This is a genomic window from Bradyrhizobium sp. GW821-FHT13H06, assembly GCF_058803975.1.
This window is the reverse complement of the sequence record NZ_JBXAPN010000013.1, coordinates 87,369-103,372: the sequence shown is the minus strand read 5'-3', so window position 1 is coordinate 103,372 and position 16,004 is coordinate 87,369. Positions and strand designations below refer to the sequence as shown.

The following is a 16,004-nucleotide window of genomic DNA, read 5'->3' as shown; positions in this document are numbered from 1 at the left end:
TGGGTGTCCCGCGGCACCCGCTCCTGGGCCACCGCTCGTCCGCTGCGAGCCGCATTTTCTTAAATTCAGGCCTAGGCGCTCTTCGTCCCCGAGAACGGCTTTGCCTGGTACCTTGCCGACGCTCGAGAGCACCGGTTTTCGCTGCAATCCCTGTGCCGGAACCGCACGCAAAATTGAGACAGTCTTCCTGTCCTAAACATCACCTTGCCAAATTTTTGTCTAGCACACAAGCGCGCGGAAGTCCCGATTCCCGATATGTCAATCAATCGCTTTCCAAAAGTTGCGCGGCCCCGGTTTTGAAGCAAACGCGCCCCGATCCGGCCCCGCGCGCGCCGGAATCCCAAATGAAGCTTCGGATCAACCCTTCGGAAGGCGCGCCACGCCGCGAGAAGCGAAAGAGGGCGGCCATCGGGGGGCCTGACAGGAGCGTCTCGACCATGAAGTTTTTCACAGGATGTGTGGCCGCCGCCGCGCTGGCGTTGGCTGCAAGTGCGGGCCACGCCCAGGTTCCCGCCAGCGGTATCGCGAGAGGAGCCGTCGTCACGGTGTCGGATTTCGACGGACCCTACGCGCCGGAGGCCGTCCCGCCGCCACCGCGTTACGGTTACGGCTATGGCTACGAGGAACGCGGTCCGGCGCCGGTATTGTTGCCGTCAACCGAGGTTTACGCGGTGCTGCGCGAAAACGGCTTCTTGCCGCTCGGCATCCCGCGCCTGCGCGGCAGCGTCTACACCATCGCGGTGGTCGACCGCCGCGGCGACGACGGCCGGCTCATGATCGACGCCCGCGACGGGCGGATCATCCGCTTCATGCCCGCCGCTGACGCCTACGGCATGGCGCCCGCCTATGACGAACGCGCGGTCGCGCCTTACGGACCGCAAAGCGCGCTGCCGCCGCCGACCGTGATCCGCAGCGGCCCGCCGCGCCCGCCGGCTCCGATCCCGCATGTGGCAAGCCGCGCCGTGCCGCTGCCCAAGGCCGCCCCGCGGCGCGCCGAGACGCCGGTCGCTGCCGCGAAGCCGGCCGAGCCGGTCGCGCAGCAGGCTCAAGCACCGCAGGCCCAGCCTTCGCAGCAAGCGGCCGCCGCGCAGGCCAAGCCCGCCGATGCAGCCGCGCCAACCGTCGGCCAGGCCAAGCCTGCCCCGACCATCCTGCCGACGCAGGAGATGCCGGCCGCGCAGGGGCTGGATTAGCACCGAGAGTTCGGCGCGACGCGCCACCCAAAACTCACGGTTGGGAGAGAGCTGGAGGAAACGAAAGGCGCCTGAGATGCTCAGGCGCCTTTTGCATCAAAGCGATCGCCGCTCAGCTTCTCGGATACCCCGCCGCGTCCAGGATCAGATTCGCGACCTCCTTCGGATGCGATACCAGCGAGAGGTGGCCGGCATCGAGCTCGATCGTGGTGGCGTTCATGCGCTTGGCGAGGAAGCGCTCGAAATCGGGGTTGATGGTGTAGTCGTTCTTCGAGACCGCGTACCAGCTCGGCTTGGAGTGCCACGCCGCTTCCGTGGTGCGGCCGGCGAAGATCGAGGCCGCCGTCGGCCATTGCACCGCATAGAGCTCCCTGGCCTGCTTCGGCTTCACGCCATTGGCGAAGTATTTCAGGAAGGCCTCTTCCGAGAGCTTGGTGTAGCCGTCGCGCTCGACGATGCCGGCGCGCGCGGGCCCGGTCGGAAATTGCTTCGACAGCGCCACGAAATCCTCGTTCGCATCGGGCGCGCGGGCGGCGACATAGACGAGCCCGGTGACCTTCGGGTCAGCGCCGATCTGGCTGATCACAGTGCCGCCCCAGGAATGCGCGACCAGCACGGTCGGCCCTTCCTGCTCGGCCAGCGCACGCCTGGTCGCCTCGACGGAGTCCGCGAGCGACGACAGCGGATTCTGCACGGCGGTCACATGCAAGCCTGCAGCCTGGAGGATCGGGATCACCTCCGACCAGCTCGACCCGTCAGCCCAGGCGCCGTGCACCAGCACGACGTTCTTCGCCTTGACCGTCGCAGGTGTCTGCGCGTGAGCAAGGCCGAGGGGAGCCGCCAGAAGGCTCGCGGCGACGAAAAGGCTGCGCCAGAGTGACATGATCTTCTCCATCTTGTTTGAGTTCGATGCCCAAGGGACGGAGGGAGCGATGGCGGCGTTACGCGGCTTCACCGCTCTGTGATGCAATGCATGACGAAAAAGCGCCCCGGGGCACCGGGGCGCTTTCGCAACCTGGAAGTCGCTTGGCCTAGTCGCTTGGCTCAGGCGGCTTGCGCGGCCGAGTTCTCGATCACCTGCGCCTTGGCGCCGGCGTTGATCGCGATCTGGCGCGGCTTCTTCGCCTCGGGAATCTCGCGTACGAGGTCGACGTGAAGCAGCCCGTTCTCGAGCGAAGCGTCCTTCACCTGCACGAAGTCGGCAAGCTGGAAGGCGCGCTCGAAGGCGCGCGCGGCGATGCCGCGGTAGAGCACTTCGGACTTCGAGTTCTCGTTGGCGACTTTCTCGCCCTTGATCGTCAGCGTGTTTTCCTTCGCGACGATGGAGAGCTCATCCTTGGCGAAGCCCGAGACCGCAACGGTGATGCGGTAGGCGTTCTCGCCGGTACGCTCGATGTTGTAGGGGGGATAGCCGGGGCTGCCGTCCGAACTGGCCTGGTCGAGCAGGCTGAAGAGGCGGTCGAAGCCGACGGTGGAACGATAGAAGGGGGTGAGATCGTAGCTACGCATGGTCAAGTCCTCCATTGAGCGACTGTTAGGTAACCCGCCCGCCATCGGGCCGGGCTTTCGTCTGTGTGCAGCCTGATGTTCCGGTTCCGAAACACTGGTAGCGGCCTGCACGAAAATGATATGGGTGGAACGAGACGGCGTTCAAGAGGGCGGCATTTGCGCCTTTTCGGCGCTTTAGCCCCTTGATTGCAGTACTTCCCACCTATGACGCTGGTCTCGATCCCGTCCAATCCGGTTCCCGAAAACGTCGTCAGCGGCACCATCAGGACCCCCGATGGCGCCGAGTTGCGCTTTGCGCGCTGGGCGCCGCCGGCGGGTCGCAAGGGCACCGTCTGCGTCTTCACCGGCCGCAGCGAGCAGATCGAGAAATATTTCGAGACCGTGCGCGACCTGCGCGACCGCGGCTTTGCGGTGGCGATGATCGACTGGCGTGGGCAGGGCCATTCCTCGCGCCGCCTGCGCGATCCGCGCAAGGGCTATGTGCGCGACTTCTCCGATTTCGAGATCGACGTCGAGACCTTCGTGCAGCAGGTGGTGCTGCCGGATTGCCCGCCGCCCTTCTTCGCGCTCGCGCACTCCATGGGCGGCACGGTGATGCTGCGGCTGGCGCATGCCGGCAAGCGCTGGTTCGACCGCATGGTGCTGTCGGCCCCGATGATCGACCTGCCGGGGCGCACCACCTCGTTCCCGGTGCGTGCGCTGCTCAAGACGATGCGCCTGCTCGGGCAGGGCGGCCGCTACGTTCCCGGCGGCAGCGACCGCCTCACCGGGCTCGATCCCTTCATCAACAATCCCCTGACCAGCGATCCCGTGCGCTATGCGCGCAATGCCGCGATCCTGGAGGAGGATCCGACGCTCGGACTGGCGTCACCGACGGTCGCCTGGGCCGATACCGCCTTCCGCGCGATGCACACCTTCAAGCGCGTGAACTACCCCTCCCGGATCCGCCAGCCGATCCTGATGCTGGCGGCCTCCAATGACACCGTGGTCTCGACCGCGGCGATCGAGGAGTTTGCCTATCACCTGCGCGCCGGCTCCCATCTCGTGATCGCCGGCTCCAAGCACGAGATCCTGCAGGAGCAGGACCGCTACCGCTCCCAGTTCTGGGCGGCCTTCGACGCCTTCGTCCCGGGCACGCCGCTGTTCAAGTGAGCGCTTGAGCGAGGGATCGTGCCACGAACTCGTCATGCCCGGGCTTGTCCCGGGCAATCCACGTTCTTGGTGCCGCAGCAAAGGTCGTGGATGGCCGGGACATAGGCGAGCGGAAGCGACGCCGTCCTTCGGACGGCTATGCCCGGCCATGACGACGAGATAATTCACAGCGTCTTCAAATACTCGATCAGGTCGTAGCGCTCTTGCTCCTTGAGCGGGCGGCCGATGGTGCCGTCCTTGCCGGGGCCTGGCGTGCCGTCGAACGAATGGCCGAGATTGCTGTTGCCGAACAGGTCAGTGCCATCAGACGCTCGCGTCGAGAAGCGCGTCTGCCCGGTCTTGCAGCTCTCGCCGTCAGTGACTGCGAAGCCGACCTGCTTCGGATCATAGTCGCGGCCGCCACCCATGCAGAACGATTTGGGGCGCTCGGCCGCGGGGCTCAGCATCCAATAGAGCGAGGGTACCGATCCGTTGTGCAGGTAAGGCGCGGTGGCCCAGACACCGTTGAGCGGGCGCGCGCGATACCAGGGCCCTGGCTCGTTCTTGTCGGCCGGCTGCGGACCGGGATTCGGGCAGTTCTTGCGCTTGCCCCACCAGGCATCCTGAACCTTCGGGTCGATCTTCGCATCGTCCATCGCCTTGCGGCTGACGATGTCGACGAGCACCATCAGGCCAAGCGAGTACGGCATGTCGGTCGACGAAATATCCGGCAGATTGCAGTTCCACCAGGCGTTGAGATTCTGCGTGGGGTCGAGCTTGAGGAAGCCCGGCACCTGAACCGTTCGCGTCGCCAGCACGCCCGCCTGAGCGGGGTCGGTGCCCATGCCTTTGACGCTCTTCTGAACCTCGTTGAGGAATTTGTCGTTGCCGATGGTCTCCCAGCGTGGCGAGGACCAGATGCTCTGGGCCGGAAACTCGGCGTCGAACGCCTTGTCGTCGACCGGACCGAGATGGCATTCGGCGCAGAGCTCCGCATAGAGCTTACGGCCGCGCTTGACGCGCTCGTCATCGATCTTCCAGGCAGCATCGCCAAAGATGTCCGACGGCCATTTCGGCGATGTCAGTCCGGACAGCTGCTTCTTCGGATGGGGCGGCGACCCCTTCAGCAGATCCTCGATCCAGTTCAGATTCTTGATGTCCATCGAGGAGCGAAACAGCCTGTCCTTGGGGGTATTGTCGGACAGATTGAGCAGCGCGGTCACGCCCAGCGCTTCGCCGGCATTGCGGATCAGCGGCTGTTCGATCGAAGCGTCATATTGCGCGTATTTGAGCCAGGGCACGGTCCAGATCGGCGGGAAGCTGACCGGCGCGTCCTGGGCATGCAGGTTCTTTTCGAAGCCGCTGAGGCCGCTGATCGCCATGTCCTGGGCGAAGACCTGATTGCCGATGCGGTTGAGCGCGTCGAGACGACCATATCCCTCCTCGGTGTTCTCTTGCGGCTCTTCCCGCTTTGTCTTCGGGTTGAGCCTCGTCTTGCCGGCGATGGTTTTCGCGTAGGTCTTCTCCCAGTCGATCAGGAATGTGCTGATCGTGCGCAGCTTCTGCTTCAGTGCATCGCGATCCTCAGCGCTGGCGGAGGTGCCGAGCACACGATCGGCGAAGCGTGTGAAGCGACCTGGCACGAGCAGCGTGTAGGCGATCGACAGACCGGTCGTGACCTCGAGCTTCCTCAGGTCGGTCATGGCCGGACCGCCGTCGAAGCGGATGGCGATACCTTTGTATTGGATCTGGCCGGTGTGGCAGGCGGCGCAGGTCAGGCCGATCCGGTCCTCGCCGATCTGGCCGGTCGCGGGATCGGCGACGCCGGTCATGCGCGCAAAGCCGACGGGCAGGCCGTCGACATTTTCAGCCTGGGCCCCCCAATTGACTGGCGGATCCCAAAGCCGCGCCGGTACCGGCTTGGTCTTGTCGTAGACGTTGGCGTAGCCGAACCGGCGTAGCGTGGCATCGTCGGTGTTGATCGTCTGCGGGCTCGGGATGAAGCCGAAGCGCTGCAGATGGTCGCTGTCATGCAGCATCCCGGGCTTTGCGAAGAAATGTAGCCGCGGCTGCTCGAGCGCCATGAACCAGCGATAGGGCACCGGGAAGGTCGCGGTGCCCTGGCTGGCGTGATGAAACCAGTGCCGGTCCTCCAGCGCCCAGTTCTGCTCGAGCCAGTATGCAGCCTTGGGCTCGACGAGCTTCGGCAATGGCGGCGCCACGAGGTCGCCGAGGATGCCGGGAAGCATCGGCTGGAATTGATCGGGAAAGCGTAGCGCGACGACGCCAAAGACGAGGAGCGCGGCGACGAGGCCGCCGGCGGCGCGAAAGATGAGCGACGGCGGTTTGACCGGCTGGGCGACAACCCTCTGGGTGATCCTGTCCGGGAATTTGCGCTCGTTGAACAATGTCCTCACCTCGGCCACGCTGAGATAGCGGTCGTCACCCAGACCCTTGCCCATGATCCTGAGCAGAATCGGCCATTCGAACTTCATCAGGATCTGGTAGTACCATCGCGATTGATTGCCGGCGCGCTTGAGATTGTCGTTCATGAAGGTCTGGATTTGCGAGGCGTTGAGCCCGGTCTCGGTGCCGCCATCGGGATCGGCATAGGTGCTGCCGAAACTGGCGAGCCGCGCGATCTCGTCCTCGTTGACGCGACCGTCGACGCCGAGGATGCGCGAGCCGGCACCGAGCTTGTCGAGCGGGCCGCCGCGCAGCGTGTTGAGCTGCGCGCCCCAGAAGATGCTTTGCAGGATGTGACAGGCGCCATTGGCGATCAGCGCGACGCCACGGACCTGGATGCGGGCCGAGACCTTCTTCAGCCCCGTCTCGCCGCTCGCATTCGCGATGGTCTGCGACAGCGTGTTGAGCGGGACGGTCCCGCCGTCGACGAAACCTTCGCCGACAAGGCCGCGCAGGAACGGGCAGGGATTGTTCGGCGAGACCGGAATCGAGGGATCGAAGGGCGGCTTCGAAGCGGGGTGATGCATGGCCCAAATCCTGAAAGCAGCGAATCGCAAAAAAAGCAGGCGAGCTGTTAGAGCGCGGAAAGTCCTAACAAAACGACAGCAGGATATACTACTTCAGCGTGCAACGAAGTGTGGCTGAATTCACTGTCCTGTCAATAAAAGCCGGTGCCGGACGGCACTGGCGCGGGCAGTTTCTCAGGATTCGGCGGCGCGTTTGAGGTCGCTCTGAACCAGGGTCAGCTTGCCGAGCGGCACGCCGGCCTTCAGCAGCCCCTCGCGATAATGGGCGATGTCCTCGGGCCGCTTCCAGTGGAAGTTGCGCAAGTGACGATCGACATTGAGGGTCGGGTAGTTGCCCATGAGCACGACGGCGGCCTCGCTCGCCTCGTCGGTCCGGCCCAGTTGCGCCAGCGCCGCGGCGCGGATCGCCAGCGCCTGCATGTGGTTCGGATTGATGTAGAGCTGCTCGCGGGCCCAGGACAGGGTCGCGTCATATTGGCGCAACAGATAATGGCTGAACGCGTTCAGCGCGGCCCATTGGTAGCGTGGGTCGCTGTTGTCGCGTTGCGCGGCCATCGAGAACAGCTCGATCGCCTCGCGGTGCTCGCCGATGACGAAATGGCAGATGCCGAGCACGCCGCGCGCGCCATTGTCGTAGGGGTTGAGCGCGACCGCGCGCTTGGCGGCGTCCAGCGCCGCCTCGTAGTGCCCCTCCATCGCATGCGCCCAGGACAGGATCGAGAACGCAAAGGATGAGCGCGGATCGAGCCGGACACTGGTTTCGGCGAGGTTCATCGCCTCGGCCCACATCTCGCGCGTGCCCTTGACCCAGCCGAACTGGATGCTCTGGATCTGGATCGTGGCCAGATAGGCATGCGCGATCGACAGTTTGGGATCGAGCCGGATGGCCTCGCGGAACAGGTCGACGGCGACTGTCAGATCCTCCTTGGTCTGCCGGTAGTAGTGCGACAGCCCCTTGAGGAAACGATCCCAGGCGGAGACGTCGGTCGAGAGCCGTGCCGGCGCCGAGGCCTCGGCACGGACGATCTCGGTGGCGATCGCAGCGGACAGGCTGGTCGTGATCTCGTCCTGCATCGCGAAGAGGTCGCCGATGTCGCGGTCGTAGCGGCCGGTCCAGAGCTGCTCGCCGGTCTCCGGCGCGATCAGCTCGGCGGTGACGCGGATCTTGGCACCGGCGCGCCGTACCGAGCCCTGGATCAGATAGGTGGCATCGATCTCGCGCGCGATCAGGCGGGTGCTCGTGTTCTTGCCCTTGAAGGCGAAGGTCGAGTTGCGGCTCAGCACCCGATAGAAGGATTGCAGCGACAGCGCATGGATCAGGTCCTCGGTGAGGCCGTCGGAGAAATATTCGTCCTGGGCGTCGCTGAGATTGGCGAAGGGCAGCACGCCGACGATCGCGGTGCGGTACTGCTGCGACAGCGCCGAAGCCTCCCGGAGCTCGGGGGCAAGCGCCGGCGCGCCGTCGGGCGTCCAGGTCCAGACCTCGATCGCATCCTTGATGTTCTTGAAGCGATGATTGCCGGCATCGATCAGCGGCACCGAGAGATGCTTGCTCGCCTCCCGGTAGGCCTTGGCCGAGATCGCGAAGCCGCCGGGGCTCGCCACGGATTCCAGGCGGACGGCGATGTTGACGTCGTCACCGAAGACCTCGTCCTCGTCGGCGATGACGTCGCCCATGTGGATGCCGATCCGGAACTGCATGGCGCGGTCGGCCGGCAGGTGGCGGTTGCGCTCCGCCATCAGCGTCTGCATCGCGATCGCAGCCTCGGTGGCGCCGACGATCGAGGGAAACTCGAGCAGGAAGCCGTCGCCGGTGTTCTTCACGACGCGGCCGCCGTGATTGAGGATGATGGGATGGATCGCCGCGCGATGGGCCTTGAAGGCGGCATGGGTGCCGGCCTCGTCGCTGCCCATCATGCGCGAATAGCCGGCGACATCGGCGCAGACGATGGCGGCCAGACGTCTTTCCATATCCGCGAAGCTCCAAGGGAGAGGGGACCGGCCACGGCGTGGCAGTCGCCTCGAGTCCCGCATTTCGAGAACCCTCCCTTTATAAAGCAGATGAGGCCGAGCGGAAGCCTGATCCGCATTGCAAATTCGAGGCAAATCCTAAGCGATTCCGGCGGTGGACGGGGGCGGGCGAACCGACTAAGCGCAATCAGCACGTCCGTACGGGCGCCGGGGGACCTTGCATGCTGGGCATTCACGAGATCGGACTTTTCATCCTGTCGGGCGTGCTGCTGAACATCACGCCGGGGCCGGATTCGGTCTATGTGATCGGCCGCAGCATGCAAATGGGCTGGCGGGGCGGCGCCGCTGCCGCCTTGGGCATCAGTTGCGGCTGCCTGGTCCATGTCGCGGGCGCGGCGATCGGGCTTTCGGCGCTGCTGATGGCCTCGTCGACCGCCTTCTCGATCCTGAAGCTGATCGGCGCGGCCTATCTCGTCGTGACCGGGCTCCAGATGCTGTTGTCGCGCCCGGTGCCGGCGTCGGCGATCGACGAGCCGGTGCGGAGCTCATTGCGGCGGGTCTTCCTCCAGGGCGTCTTCACCAACGCGCTCAATCCCAAGGTCGCGCTGTTCTTCCTAGCCTTCCTGCCGCAATTCGTCGCAGCCGACGCGCCGCACAAGCCGCTCGCCTTCCTGACGCTCGGCCTGATCTTCATCTCGACGGGGACGCTGTGGTGCCTCGTGCTGGCCGCGTTCGCGGCCAAGGCCGCGCACCGGCTGCGGCAGTCCGGGGGCGCCGTCGCCTGGGTCAATCGCGCGCTTGGCGGTCTCTTCATCTATCTCGGCATCCGCGTCGCCATGCTGGAGACGCGGTAGCGTCCCTCAGGCGAATTCCTTCACCAGCGCGCTGCCGGCGAGATAGAGGCCGAGCAGGATCATCGCGATCAGGAACCAGCGGCGAAACGCTTCCGCGGGCATCCGCGCCCGCACCGATTGGCCGATGAACATGCCGGCAAAAGCCATGGCGAGGCCCACGGCGCCGGGCACGACATTGGCGGGCGTCAACAATCCGACCGCGGTCAGGTTGAAGGCGAGCGCCAGCGTCGCCGTCGTGAAGAACACGCCGAGCGCCTGCACCAGCTCGTCCTTTTCCATGCCGATCGCCTGCATGAACGGCATCGAGGGGATCACCTGCACGCCGGTCGAGGCCGAGATCATGCCGGTGACGATTCCGACCACGCCGCCGACCCATTTCTCGTTCCCGCGTGAAACGCGGAACTGGAATTTGTTCAGGCCGATCACGGCGTAGATGACGAGGAGCACGCCGAGCACGATCGTGCCGTAGCGCGCATGCGGCCCGGTCAGCGCGCCGGCATTGAGCCAGCATCCGACCACGGTGCCGATCATCAGCGGCCACAGCCGCCTCAGGATGTCGCGCAGATAGGGGCCGACGAAGGTCTGCCAGATGTTGGTGATGATGGCGGGCACGATGACGATGGCGATGGCCCGGCTCGGGGTCATGCTCACCGCCAGCAGGCCCATGGACACCGTCGGCAGGCCGAGCCCGACCACGCCCTTGACGAATCCGGCGAGCAGGAAGACGGCGGCGATCACGATGAGAAGCGGGTCGATCATGTCGGCACATTGACCGAAGCCGCGATCAGGCACAATCTGGAGGTTACGGAGAGAGCCTTCGTCTGGAGCGAAGGCTGGGAGACCCGGCATGCGCTTCGACCTCGTCGACCTCCAGCTCTTCATCGCGGTCGCCGACCAGCGCAGCATCACGGGCGGTGCCGAGCGCTCGCACCTGGCGCTGGCTTCCGCCAGCGCGCGCATCAAGGGGCTCGAGGATGCGCTCGGCGTCGCGCTGCTGAAGCGCGGACGTCGCGGCGTCGAGTTGACCGCGGCCGGCGAGAGCCTGCTCGATCACGCAAGGCTGGTCATCCACCAGATCGACGCAATGCGCGGCGATCTTGCCGGCTTTGCCAGCGGTTTGCGCGCCAGCGTGCACTTGCTCGCCAACACCTCGGGGCTCTCGGAGCATCTGCCCAAGGCGCTCGCCGGCTTCCTGCGCGCGCATCGCGACGTCGCCGTCGACATCGAGGAGCGCGAGAGCACCGACATCGCGGCGGCGATCACGACGGGCGCCGCCGATCTCGGTTTCGCCGCCGAGCACGCGCTGCCCGACCATATCGAGCGCTTCGTCTTCAGCGAGGACCGCCTGACGCTGGTGACCTCGCGCCGTGGCCCGTTCGCCGGCCGGCGCCAGATCGACTTTCAGGAGGCCGGGGTCTGCGACTTCGTCGGCCTGACCAGCGCCACCGCGCTGCAGGTGCACATCTCCAAGCACGCCGCGCGGCTCGGCCTGCGCCCGCATTTCCGCGCGCGCCTGCGCGATTTCGACGCGATCTGCCAGATGGTCGCCGCCGATGTCGGCGTTGCGCTCGTGCCCGAAGCCGCTGCGCGGCGCTGCGCCAGGACCATGCCGCTCGCCATGGTCCGCCTGCGCGATGCCTGGGCCAACCGGCGGCTCGTGATCTGCGCACGCAGCTTCAAGGCGTTGCCGCGGCCGGCCAAGATGCTGGTGGAGCATTTGAGGGCAGAGGCGGTGTGAGGCAATTTAACGCCGCTGCACTCGTGGTGCGCATCTCTCCCGATTGCTACGGGTTCAAGAGCCTCAAGGCCTCTTCGTGAACCCGCGCGTCGCCGGCCGCGATGATGCGGCCGCCGCCCTGGGCCGGCTTGCCTTCCCAGGTGGTGACGACGCCGCCGGCGCCGGTCACGATCGGGATCAGCGCCGCGATGTCGTAGGGCTTCAACTCGGTCTCGATCACGAGATCGACATGACCTGCGGCGAGCATGCAGTAGGAATAACAGTCGCCGCCATAGCGCGACAGCCGCGCGCCCTGCTCGATGCGGCCGAAGATGGCGCGGTCGCTCTCGTTCATCAGCAGCGGACTGGTGGTGTAGGTCGTGGCTTCCGACAGCGAAGCGCAGCGGCGGACCTGGAGCCGGCGCTCGCCGGAGGGCCCTTTATAGTTGGCCGAGCCGTTGTCGCCGGAGAAGCGCTCGCCGATGAAGGGCTGGTGCATCATGCCGTAGACCGGCGCGCCCTTGTGCAGCAGCGCGATCAGCGTACCCCAGATCGGAAAGCCGCCGATGAAGGATTTGGTGCCGTCGATGGGGTCGAGCACCCAGACATAGTCGGCATTGTCCTGCTCATTGCCGAATTCCTCGCCGACGATGCCGTGCTGAGGGAAATTGGCCCTGATCAGCCGCCGCATCACCGCCTCCGCGGCGCGGTCGGCCTCCGTCACGGGGTCGAAATCCTTGGTCTTGCTCTTGTCGTCGATCGACAGCGAGGTGCGGAAGAACGGCAGGATGGTTTCGCCGGAGGCGGTGGCGAGCCGTCCGATGAAGGCGGAGAAGTCGATCACCGTCACGGGAATCCTCGAAGCGAAGGTTGGATGAAGCTGGCTCCTGCCTAGCTCAATTCCTCCCCCGCGTGCAGCGCTGTCTTGATTTGCTCCCTGGTATTTTGGATGCCGCGGCGCGCTGCTTCATCCCAGTCATCTGCTGGCCAAATATCGATCATTGAGTTGAAAACTTCGTTCCGAAGTTGCCTCGTTGGTATGCAAATGACTATCAACCCATTGAATTTCCTTATCAAAGAAACTGAATCTGGGTTTCTCTGGAAGCAACTGAGCCATGTGTGAATTGCATGGGAAATGGCTCAAAAGGCCTTGCACTTTGTGCGGCGCGGTCGCATATTGTTGCGGTGCGGTAGCGCTTGGCGTTACCGCTGCCCTCCTTGGGCGTTTCCTCCCTAGACTTGGGCCGCTTCTTCATCAGAAGCGGCCCTTTTTTCTTTGCGCCTCTTTTTTGCTTCGACGTGCGTAGCGAAGCGAGCGCGCTTTCGCCTCCAATCGCAGACAACATGATCGTGCGAAGAAACGCCGGCCTATTCCGCCGCAGCCTGGAACGGGCCGAGATCGGCGAACGGAATCGTACTGGCCAGCACGTCGGCGAGAACGCCGAAGTCGGAGGCCACTTGCGCAAAGCGTGCGCTCCGCTCGCGCCGCCGCTCGTCCATGTAGATCGCGCGGTTGAGCTCGAGCTGTACAGCGTGCAGGCCGCTTGCGGGATTGCCGTAATGCTCGGTGATGAAGCCGCCGGCATAGGGCTTGTTGCGGCCGATCGAATAGCCGAGGCCGGTCATGGTCTCCTCAACGCGATCTGAAAGCAGCGGCGTGCAGCTCGTGCCGTAGCGGTCGCCGATCACGACATCGGGCCGTCGCGGCTCGTCCCTGCTGACACCGACCGAGGGCATCGAGTGGCAGTCGACCAGCACCACGGTGCCGAACATCTGGTGCACCTTGTTGATCAGCCGGCGCAGCGCGCGGTGGTAGGGTTTGTACAGCGTCTCGATTCGCCCGAGCGCATCGTCGACCAGGATGCGGTCGCGGTAGATCTCCTGGCCGTCGCCGACCACGCGCGGAATGGTGCCGAGGCCACCGGCGACGCGCATCGAGCGGGTGTTGGCAAAGCTCGGCAGCCGTCCGCTGAACATGCGGGGGTCGAGCTCATACGGCTCGCGATTGACGTCGACATAGGAGCGGGGAAAGTTGACCCGCACCGTCGGGAAGCCACGGTCGCTCAGATGGCCGATCAGTTCGTCCATGAACGAGTCTTCCGACCGCCGCAGCGTCGGCAGGTCGATCCGCGATGCCGCCAGGAATTCGTCCGGATAGGTCGAGCCCGAATGGGGCGAGTTGAAGATGACAGGCGCGCGCCATTCGGCGGGCTCGAAGATCTCGAAGGCTGGCGACATGTCGCCGTCAAACCGGGTCATCTTCTCAAGCTTCGTCCCTACTCAGGCTTCGCCCCCTTGGCGCCGCACGATCCGGAAAAGCTCCGGACCCCATGATTCGGCCGGTCGAACGGCTCTTATGTGTCGTCATTGTCCGGAATCGCAACCATTCTGCCAAGCGAAAAGATGTGATGGACGCTGGAACATGTCTTAACCGTGCGGGCATCGTGGCGGGGACCGGTTGGTCCGGCTCGATTGATTCGGAGCCCGTTCCGGTTCACAAGAGCCGGCAGCACAGCCGGCCCAAGGTAAAGATTTTCACCCCAAATTTACCCTCTGTCGGGCTTAGTGACCTCTGCTGATATCCTCTGGGGATTCGACGTTTCCTGCCATGGCAAAAATCCTGCTCGCCGAAGACGACAACGACATGCGCCGTTTCCTGGTCAAGGCGCTGGAAAACGCCGGTTTCCAGGTCTCGTCCCATGACAACGGCATGGCCGCCTATCAGCGGCTGCGGGAAGAGCCGTTCGAGATGCTGCTCACCGACATCGTGATGCCGGAGATGGACGGCATCGAGCTCGCCCGCCGCGCCTCGGAACTCGATCCCGACATCAAGATCATGTTCATCACCGGCTTTGCCGCGGTCGCCCTGAACTCGGATTCGGACGCCCCCAAGAACGCCAAGGTGCTGTCCAAGCCCGTGCATCTGCGCGAATTGGTCAGCGAAGTGAACAAGATGCTGGCGGCCTAAATCGGCCCCGTTCCGTCCTTGCGCCGGGTCCCCTGAGCCGTTATAGGGACCCCACCGATGAAATGACCTCTAGGGCACGTAGCTCAGCGGGAGAGCACTACCTTGACATGGTAGGGGTCACAGGTTCGATCCCTGTCGTGCCCACCACGCTTCGCCTTCGGCTTCGCGTGGCACAGCCTCGAAAATTGCGGCGAAGCGTGTCCGGCGTAGCTCGAAGAGCGTAGACGGACTGAGGCGTCTTGCTCGGTTTCTCTGGAACGGCGCCCAGCCCGAATCGAACTCCGTGTCATCCGCAGTCTGTCCCCATGCCGCCGTCCCGGATTGCGCTTCCGCCTTCGCTCTTCGAGTTCCGGCGGACAAGTCGCTCCATTCGGGCTACCCTCGCTTCAAGAACGGAGCCGCCCATGAGCATATCCGTCATCGAGCAAGCAAAAATCCAGGCGCAGGTGTTGGTGCCGCTGGTCAAGGCGCTCCAGGCCGAACTCGGCGAAGCCCGCGCCAACACGCTGGTGCGCAAGGCGCTTGGCGACCTCTATCGCGGCTTCGGCGAGGAATTCTGGAAGGCGAAGAACGAAGTCGATCTCGGCAAGGCGGTCGCGTCGGCCTTCAGGACCTACGCCCGCGACGATGCGCTCGCCTATGACGTCATCGAGCAGACGCATGACGCATTCGCATTCGACGTGAAGCGGTGCGCCTATGCCGAGTTTTACAAGGCCCTGGGTGAGCCGGAGCTCGGCTTCCTTCTGATCTGCACTGCGGACTTTGCGACCGCGGAAGGGTTTGGTCCCGACATCAAACTCACGCGTACGCAGACGATCATGCAAGGCGCCTCTCATTGCGACTTCCGCTACAAGCGCGATGCGGGCGGATCACGATGAAGGGAATGCGAGCGATGCGGACGACGATCTGTCTCGCGATGGCGATGCTGGCGCTGATCGCGTCGGGCGCCGACGCCGCCGTCGACTGGCAAGCCGAACTCCAGCGCTGCCGGAGCTTGCGCGAAAACGTGGCGCCGCTGCTTCAGGCCGGCGAGGGGATATCCGCCGTCGGCCGATCCAGCAAGTCCGTCCGTCGCTGCATCTGGATCCAGCGGATGGCGGTGCGGAAGAAAATTCCGGGCGCGGAAGCGTGGTAGTTAGCCCGCCCGTCGGGACTTGTTCTTTTGTCCAAGCAGCACATCCTTGAGCCCGGTCGGATAGAGGCTCGGTCCGCCCCCGACGTCGAGGTCGGCGAGGTCGAACCAGCGCGCAATGATCTGCTCCCCGTTATCCTCACGGAAATCGATGCGGTCCTGGCCGCTGAACGCGCCGTCTGGAAACGCGACCGCTGCGATGAACATCACCTCGTGACCGGTCGCTCCTTCGTGCATGAAGATATTCTCCATCATTTGCGGCTCGCTTGTGATGGTGATGTCGATGCCGAGCTCTTCGTTGAATTCGCGCACCAGGGCAGTCCGCCAGCTCTCGCCGAACTCGATCTCGCCGCCGAGCGGACGCACACCCTTGATCCGTCCTGCGTCGTCACGCACCTCGGCCGCCAGCAGCCGCCCGTCCCGCCAGTGCAGGCCGAGTGCGACGACGCGGATGTGGGAATGAGGGCGCCATGTGGTCATGGGGATCGTTAGTCCGCTTGCTGTCTCAGCGCAACGCGTGTGCTGATTTCACTCCG

Annotated in this window: 15 protein-coding genes and 1 tRNA gene; 8 read left to right on the top strand and 8 right to left on the bottom strand. The window is 64.8% G+C overall.

Translation table 11 applies throughout. The features are described 5' to 3' along the window. The first annotated feature begins 437 nt into the window (after positions 1–437). Positions 438–1,193, top strand: coding sequence for a hypothetical protein (locus AC1RQP_RS35490; RefSeq protein ID WP_492941933.1), 756 nt, complete (start codon positions 438–440; stop codon positions 1,191–1,193). A gap of 112 nt (positions 1,194–1,305) precedes the next feature. Here the strand turns inward: AC1RQP_RS35490 and AC1RQP_RS35485 are convergent, their stop codons facing one another. Both AC1RQP_RS35485 and AC1RQP_RS35480 read right to left on the bottom strand, forming a co-directional pair. Continuing rightward, positions 1,306–2,076, bottom strand: coding sequence for an alpha/beta fold hydrolase (locus tag AC1RQP_RS35485; RefSeq protein ID WP_492941931.1), 771 nt, complete (start codon positions 2,074–2,076; stop codon positions 1,306–1,308). 161 nt (positions 2,077–2,237) lie between these two features. Then, positions 2,238–2,702, bottom strand: a complete 465-nt coding sequence (locus tag AC1RQP_RS35480; protein WP_036036693.1) for an Hsp20 family protein — start codon at positions 2,700–2,702, stop codon at positions 2,238–2,240. 204 nt (positions 2,703–2,906) lie between these two features. Here AC1RQP_RS35480 and AC1RQP_RS35475 point away from each other — a divergent pair, with 204 nt between their 5' ends. After that, positions 2,907–3,854 (top strand): alpha/beta fold hydrolase, encoded by a 948-nt coding sequence (locus tag AC1RQP_RS35475; RefSeq protein WP_492941929.1) that lies wholly within the window; start codon positions 2,907–2,909, stop codon positions 3,852–3,854. Positions 3,855–4,018: 164 nt separating this feature from the next. On the opposite strand, the gene AC1RQP_RS35470 is transcribed toward AC1RQP_RS35475, so the two are convergent. Beyond that, positions 4,019–6,826, bottom strand: coding sequence for a di-heme-cytochrome C peroxidase (locus tag AC1RQP_RS35470; protein WP_492941927.1), 2,808 nt, complete (start codon positions 6,824–6,826; stop codon positions 4,019–4,021). A 174-nt stretch (positions 6,827–7,000) separates the two neighbouring features. Then, entirely contained in the window at positions 7,001–8,797 is a 1,797-nt protein-coding gene (locus AC1RQP_RS35465; protein ID WP_239620892.1) for an adenylate/guanylate cyclase domain-containing protein, read from the bottom strand. Positions 8,798–9,018: 221 nt separating this feature from the next. Here AC1RQP_RS35465 and AC1RQP_RS35460 point away from each other — a divergent pair, with 221 nt between their 5' ends. Beyond that, positions 9,019–9,651, top strand: a complete 633-nt coding sequence (locus AC1RQP_RS35460; protein WP_492941924.1) for a LysE family translocator — start codon at positions 9,019–9,021, stop codon at positions 9,649–9,651. Between the two features lie 6 nt (positions 9,652–9,657). Here AC1RQP_RS35460 and AC1RQP_RS35455 read toward each other — a convergent pair whose 3' ends face one another. Next, positions 9,658–10,410 carry a sulfite exporter TauE/SafE family protein gene (locus AC1RQP_RS35455; protein ID WP_492941923.1) on the bottom strand — a complete coding sequence of 251 codons (753 nt, stop codon included), beginning with the start codon at positions 10,408–10,410 and terminating at the stop codon, positions 9,658–9,660. Positions 10,411–10,498: 88 nt separating this feature from the next. Here AC1RQP_RS35455 and AC1RQP_RS35450 point away from each other — a divergent pair, with 88 nt between their 5' ends. After that, positions 10,499–11,389 (top strand): LysR substrate-binding domain-containing protein, encoded by an 891-nt coding sequence (locus AC1RQP_RS35450; RefSeq protein ID WP_492941921.1) that lies wholly within the window; start codon positions 10,499–10,501, stop codon positions 11,387–11,389. A 46-nt stretch (positions 11,390–11,435) separates the two neighbouring features. Here the strand turns inward: AC1RQP_RS35450 and hisN are convergent, their stop codons facing one another. Then, positions 11,436–12,218 (bottom strand): histidinol-phosphatase, encoded by a 783-nt coding sequence (hisN, locus tag AC1RQP_RS35445; protein ID WP_239620912.1) that lies wholly within the window; start codon positions 12,216–12,218, stop codon positions 11,436–11,438. A 518-nt stretch (positions 12,219–12,736) separates the two neighbouring features. Then, positions 12,737–13,627, bottom strand: coding sequence for an N-formylglutamate amidohydrolase (locus AC1RQP_RS35440; protein WP_492941919.1), 891 nt, complete (start codon positions 13,625–13,627; stop codon positions 12,737–12,739). Between the two features lie 349 nt (positions 13,628–13,976). Between AC1RQP_RS35440 and cpdR the strand changes: the two genes are divergently transcribed. The 4 genes from cpdR (at position 13,977) to AC1RQP_RS35420 (ending at position 15,471) form a co-directional block, all read left to right on the top strand. After that, on the top strand, positions 13,977–14,336 hold the full coding sequence (cpdR, locus tag AC1RQP_RS35435; RefSeq protein WP_028179810.1) for a cell cycle two-component system response regulator CpdR: 360 nt from the start codon (positions 13,977–13,979) through the stop codon (positions 14,334–14,336). 72 nt (positions 14,337–14,408) lie between these two features. Further along, a tRNA-Val gene (locus AC1RQP_RS35430) sits at positions 14,409–14,483 on the top strand. A gap of 257 nt (positions 14,484–14,740) precedes the next feature. Then, positions 14,741–15,214 carry an L-2-amino-thiazoline-4-carboxylic acid hydrolase gene (locus tag AC1RQP_RS35425; RefSeq protein WP_492941917.1) on the top strand — a complete coding sequence of 158 codons (474 nt, stop codon included), beginning with the start codon at positions 14,741–14,743 and terminating at the stop codon, positions 15,212–15,214. A gap of 14 nt (positions 15,215–15,228) precedes the next feature. Then, entirely contained in the window at positions 15,229–15,471 is a 243-nt protein-coding gene (locus AC1RQP_RS35420; protein ID WP_239620918.1) for a hypothetical protein, read from the top strand. Here AC1RQP_RS35420 and AC1RQP_RS35415 read toward each other — a convergent pair whose 3' ends face one another. Beyond that, positions 15,472–15,948 (bottom strand): NUDIX hydrolase, encoded by a 477-nt coding sequence (locus AC1RQP_RS35415; protein ID WP_492941915.1) that lies wholly within the window; start codon positions 15,946–15,948, stop codon positions 15,472–15,474. Between the last annotated feature and the right edge of the window lie 56 nt (positions 15,949–16,004).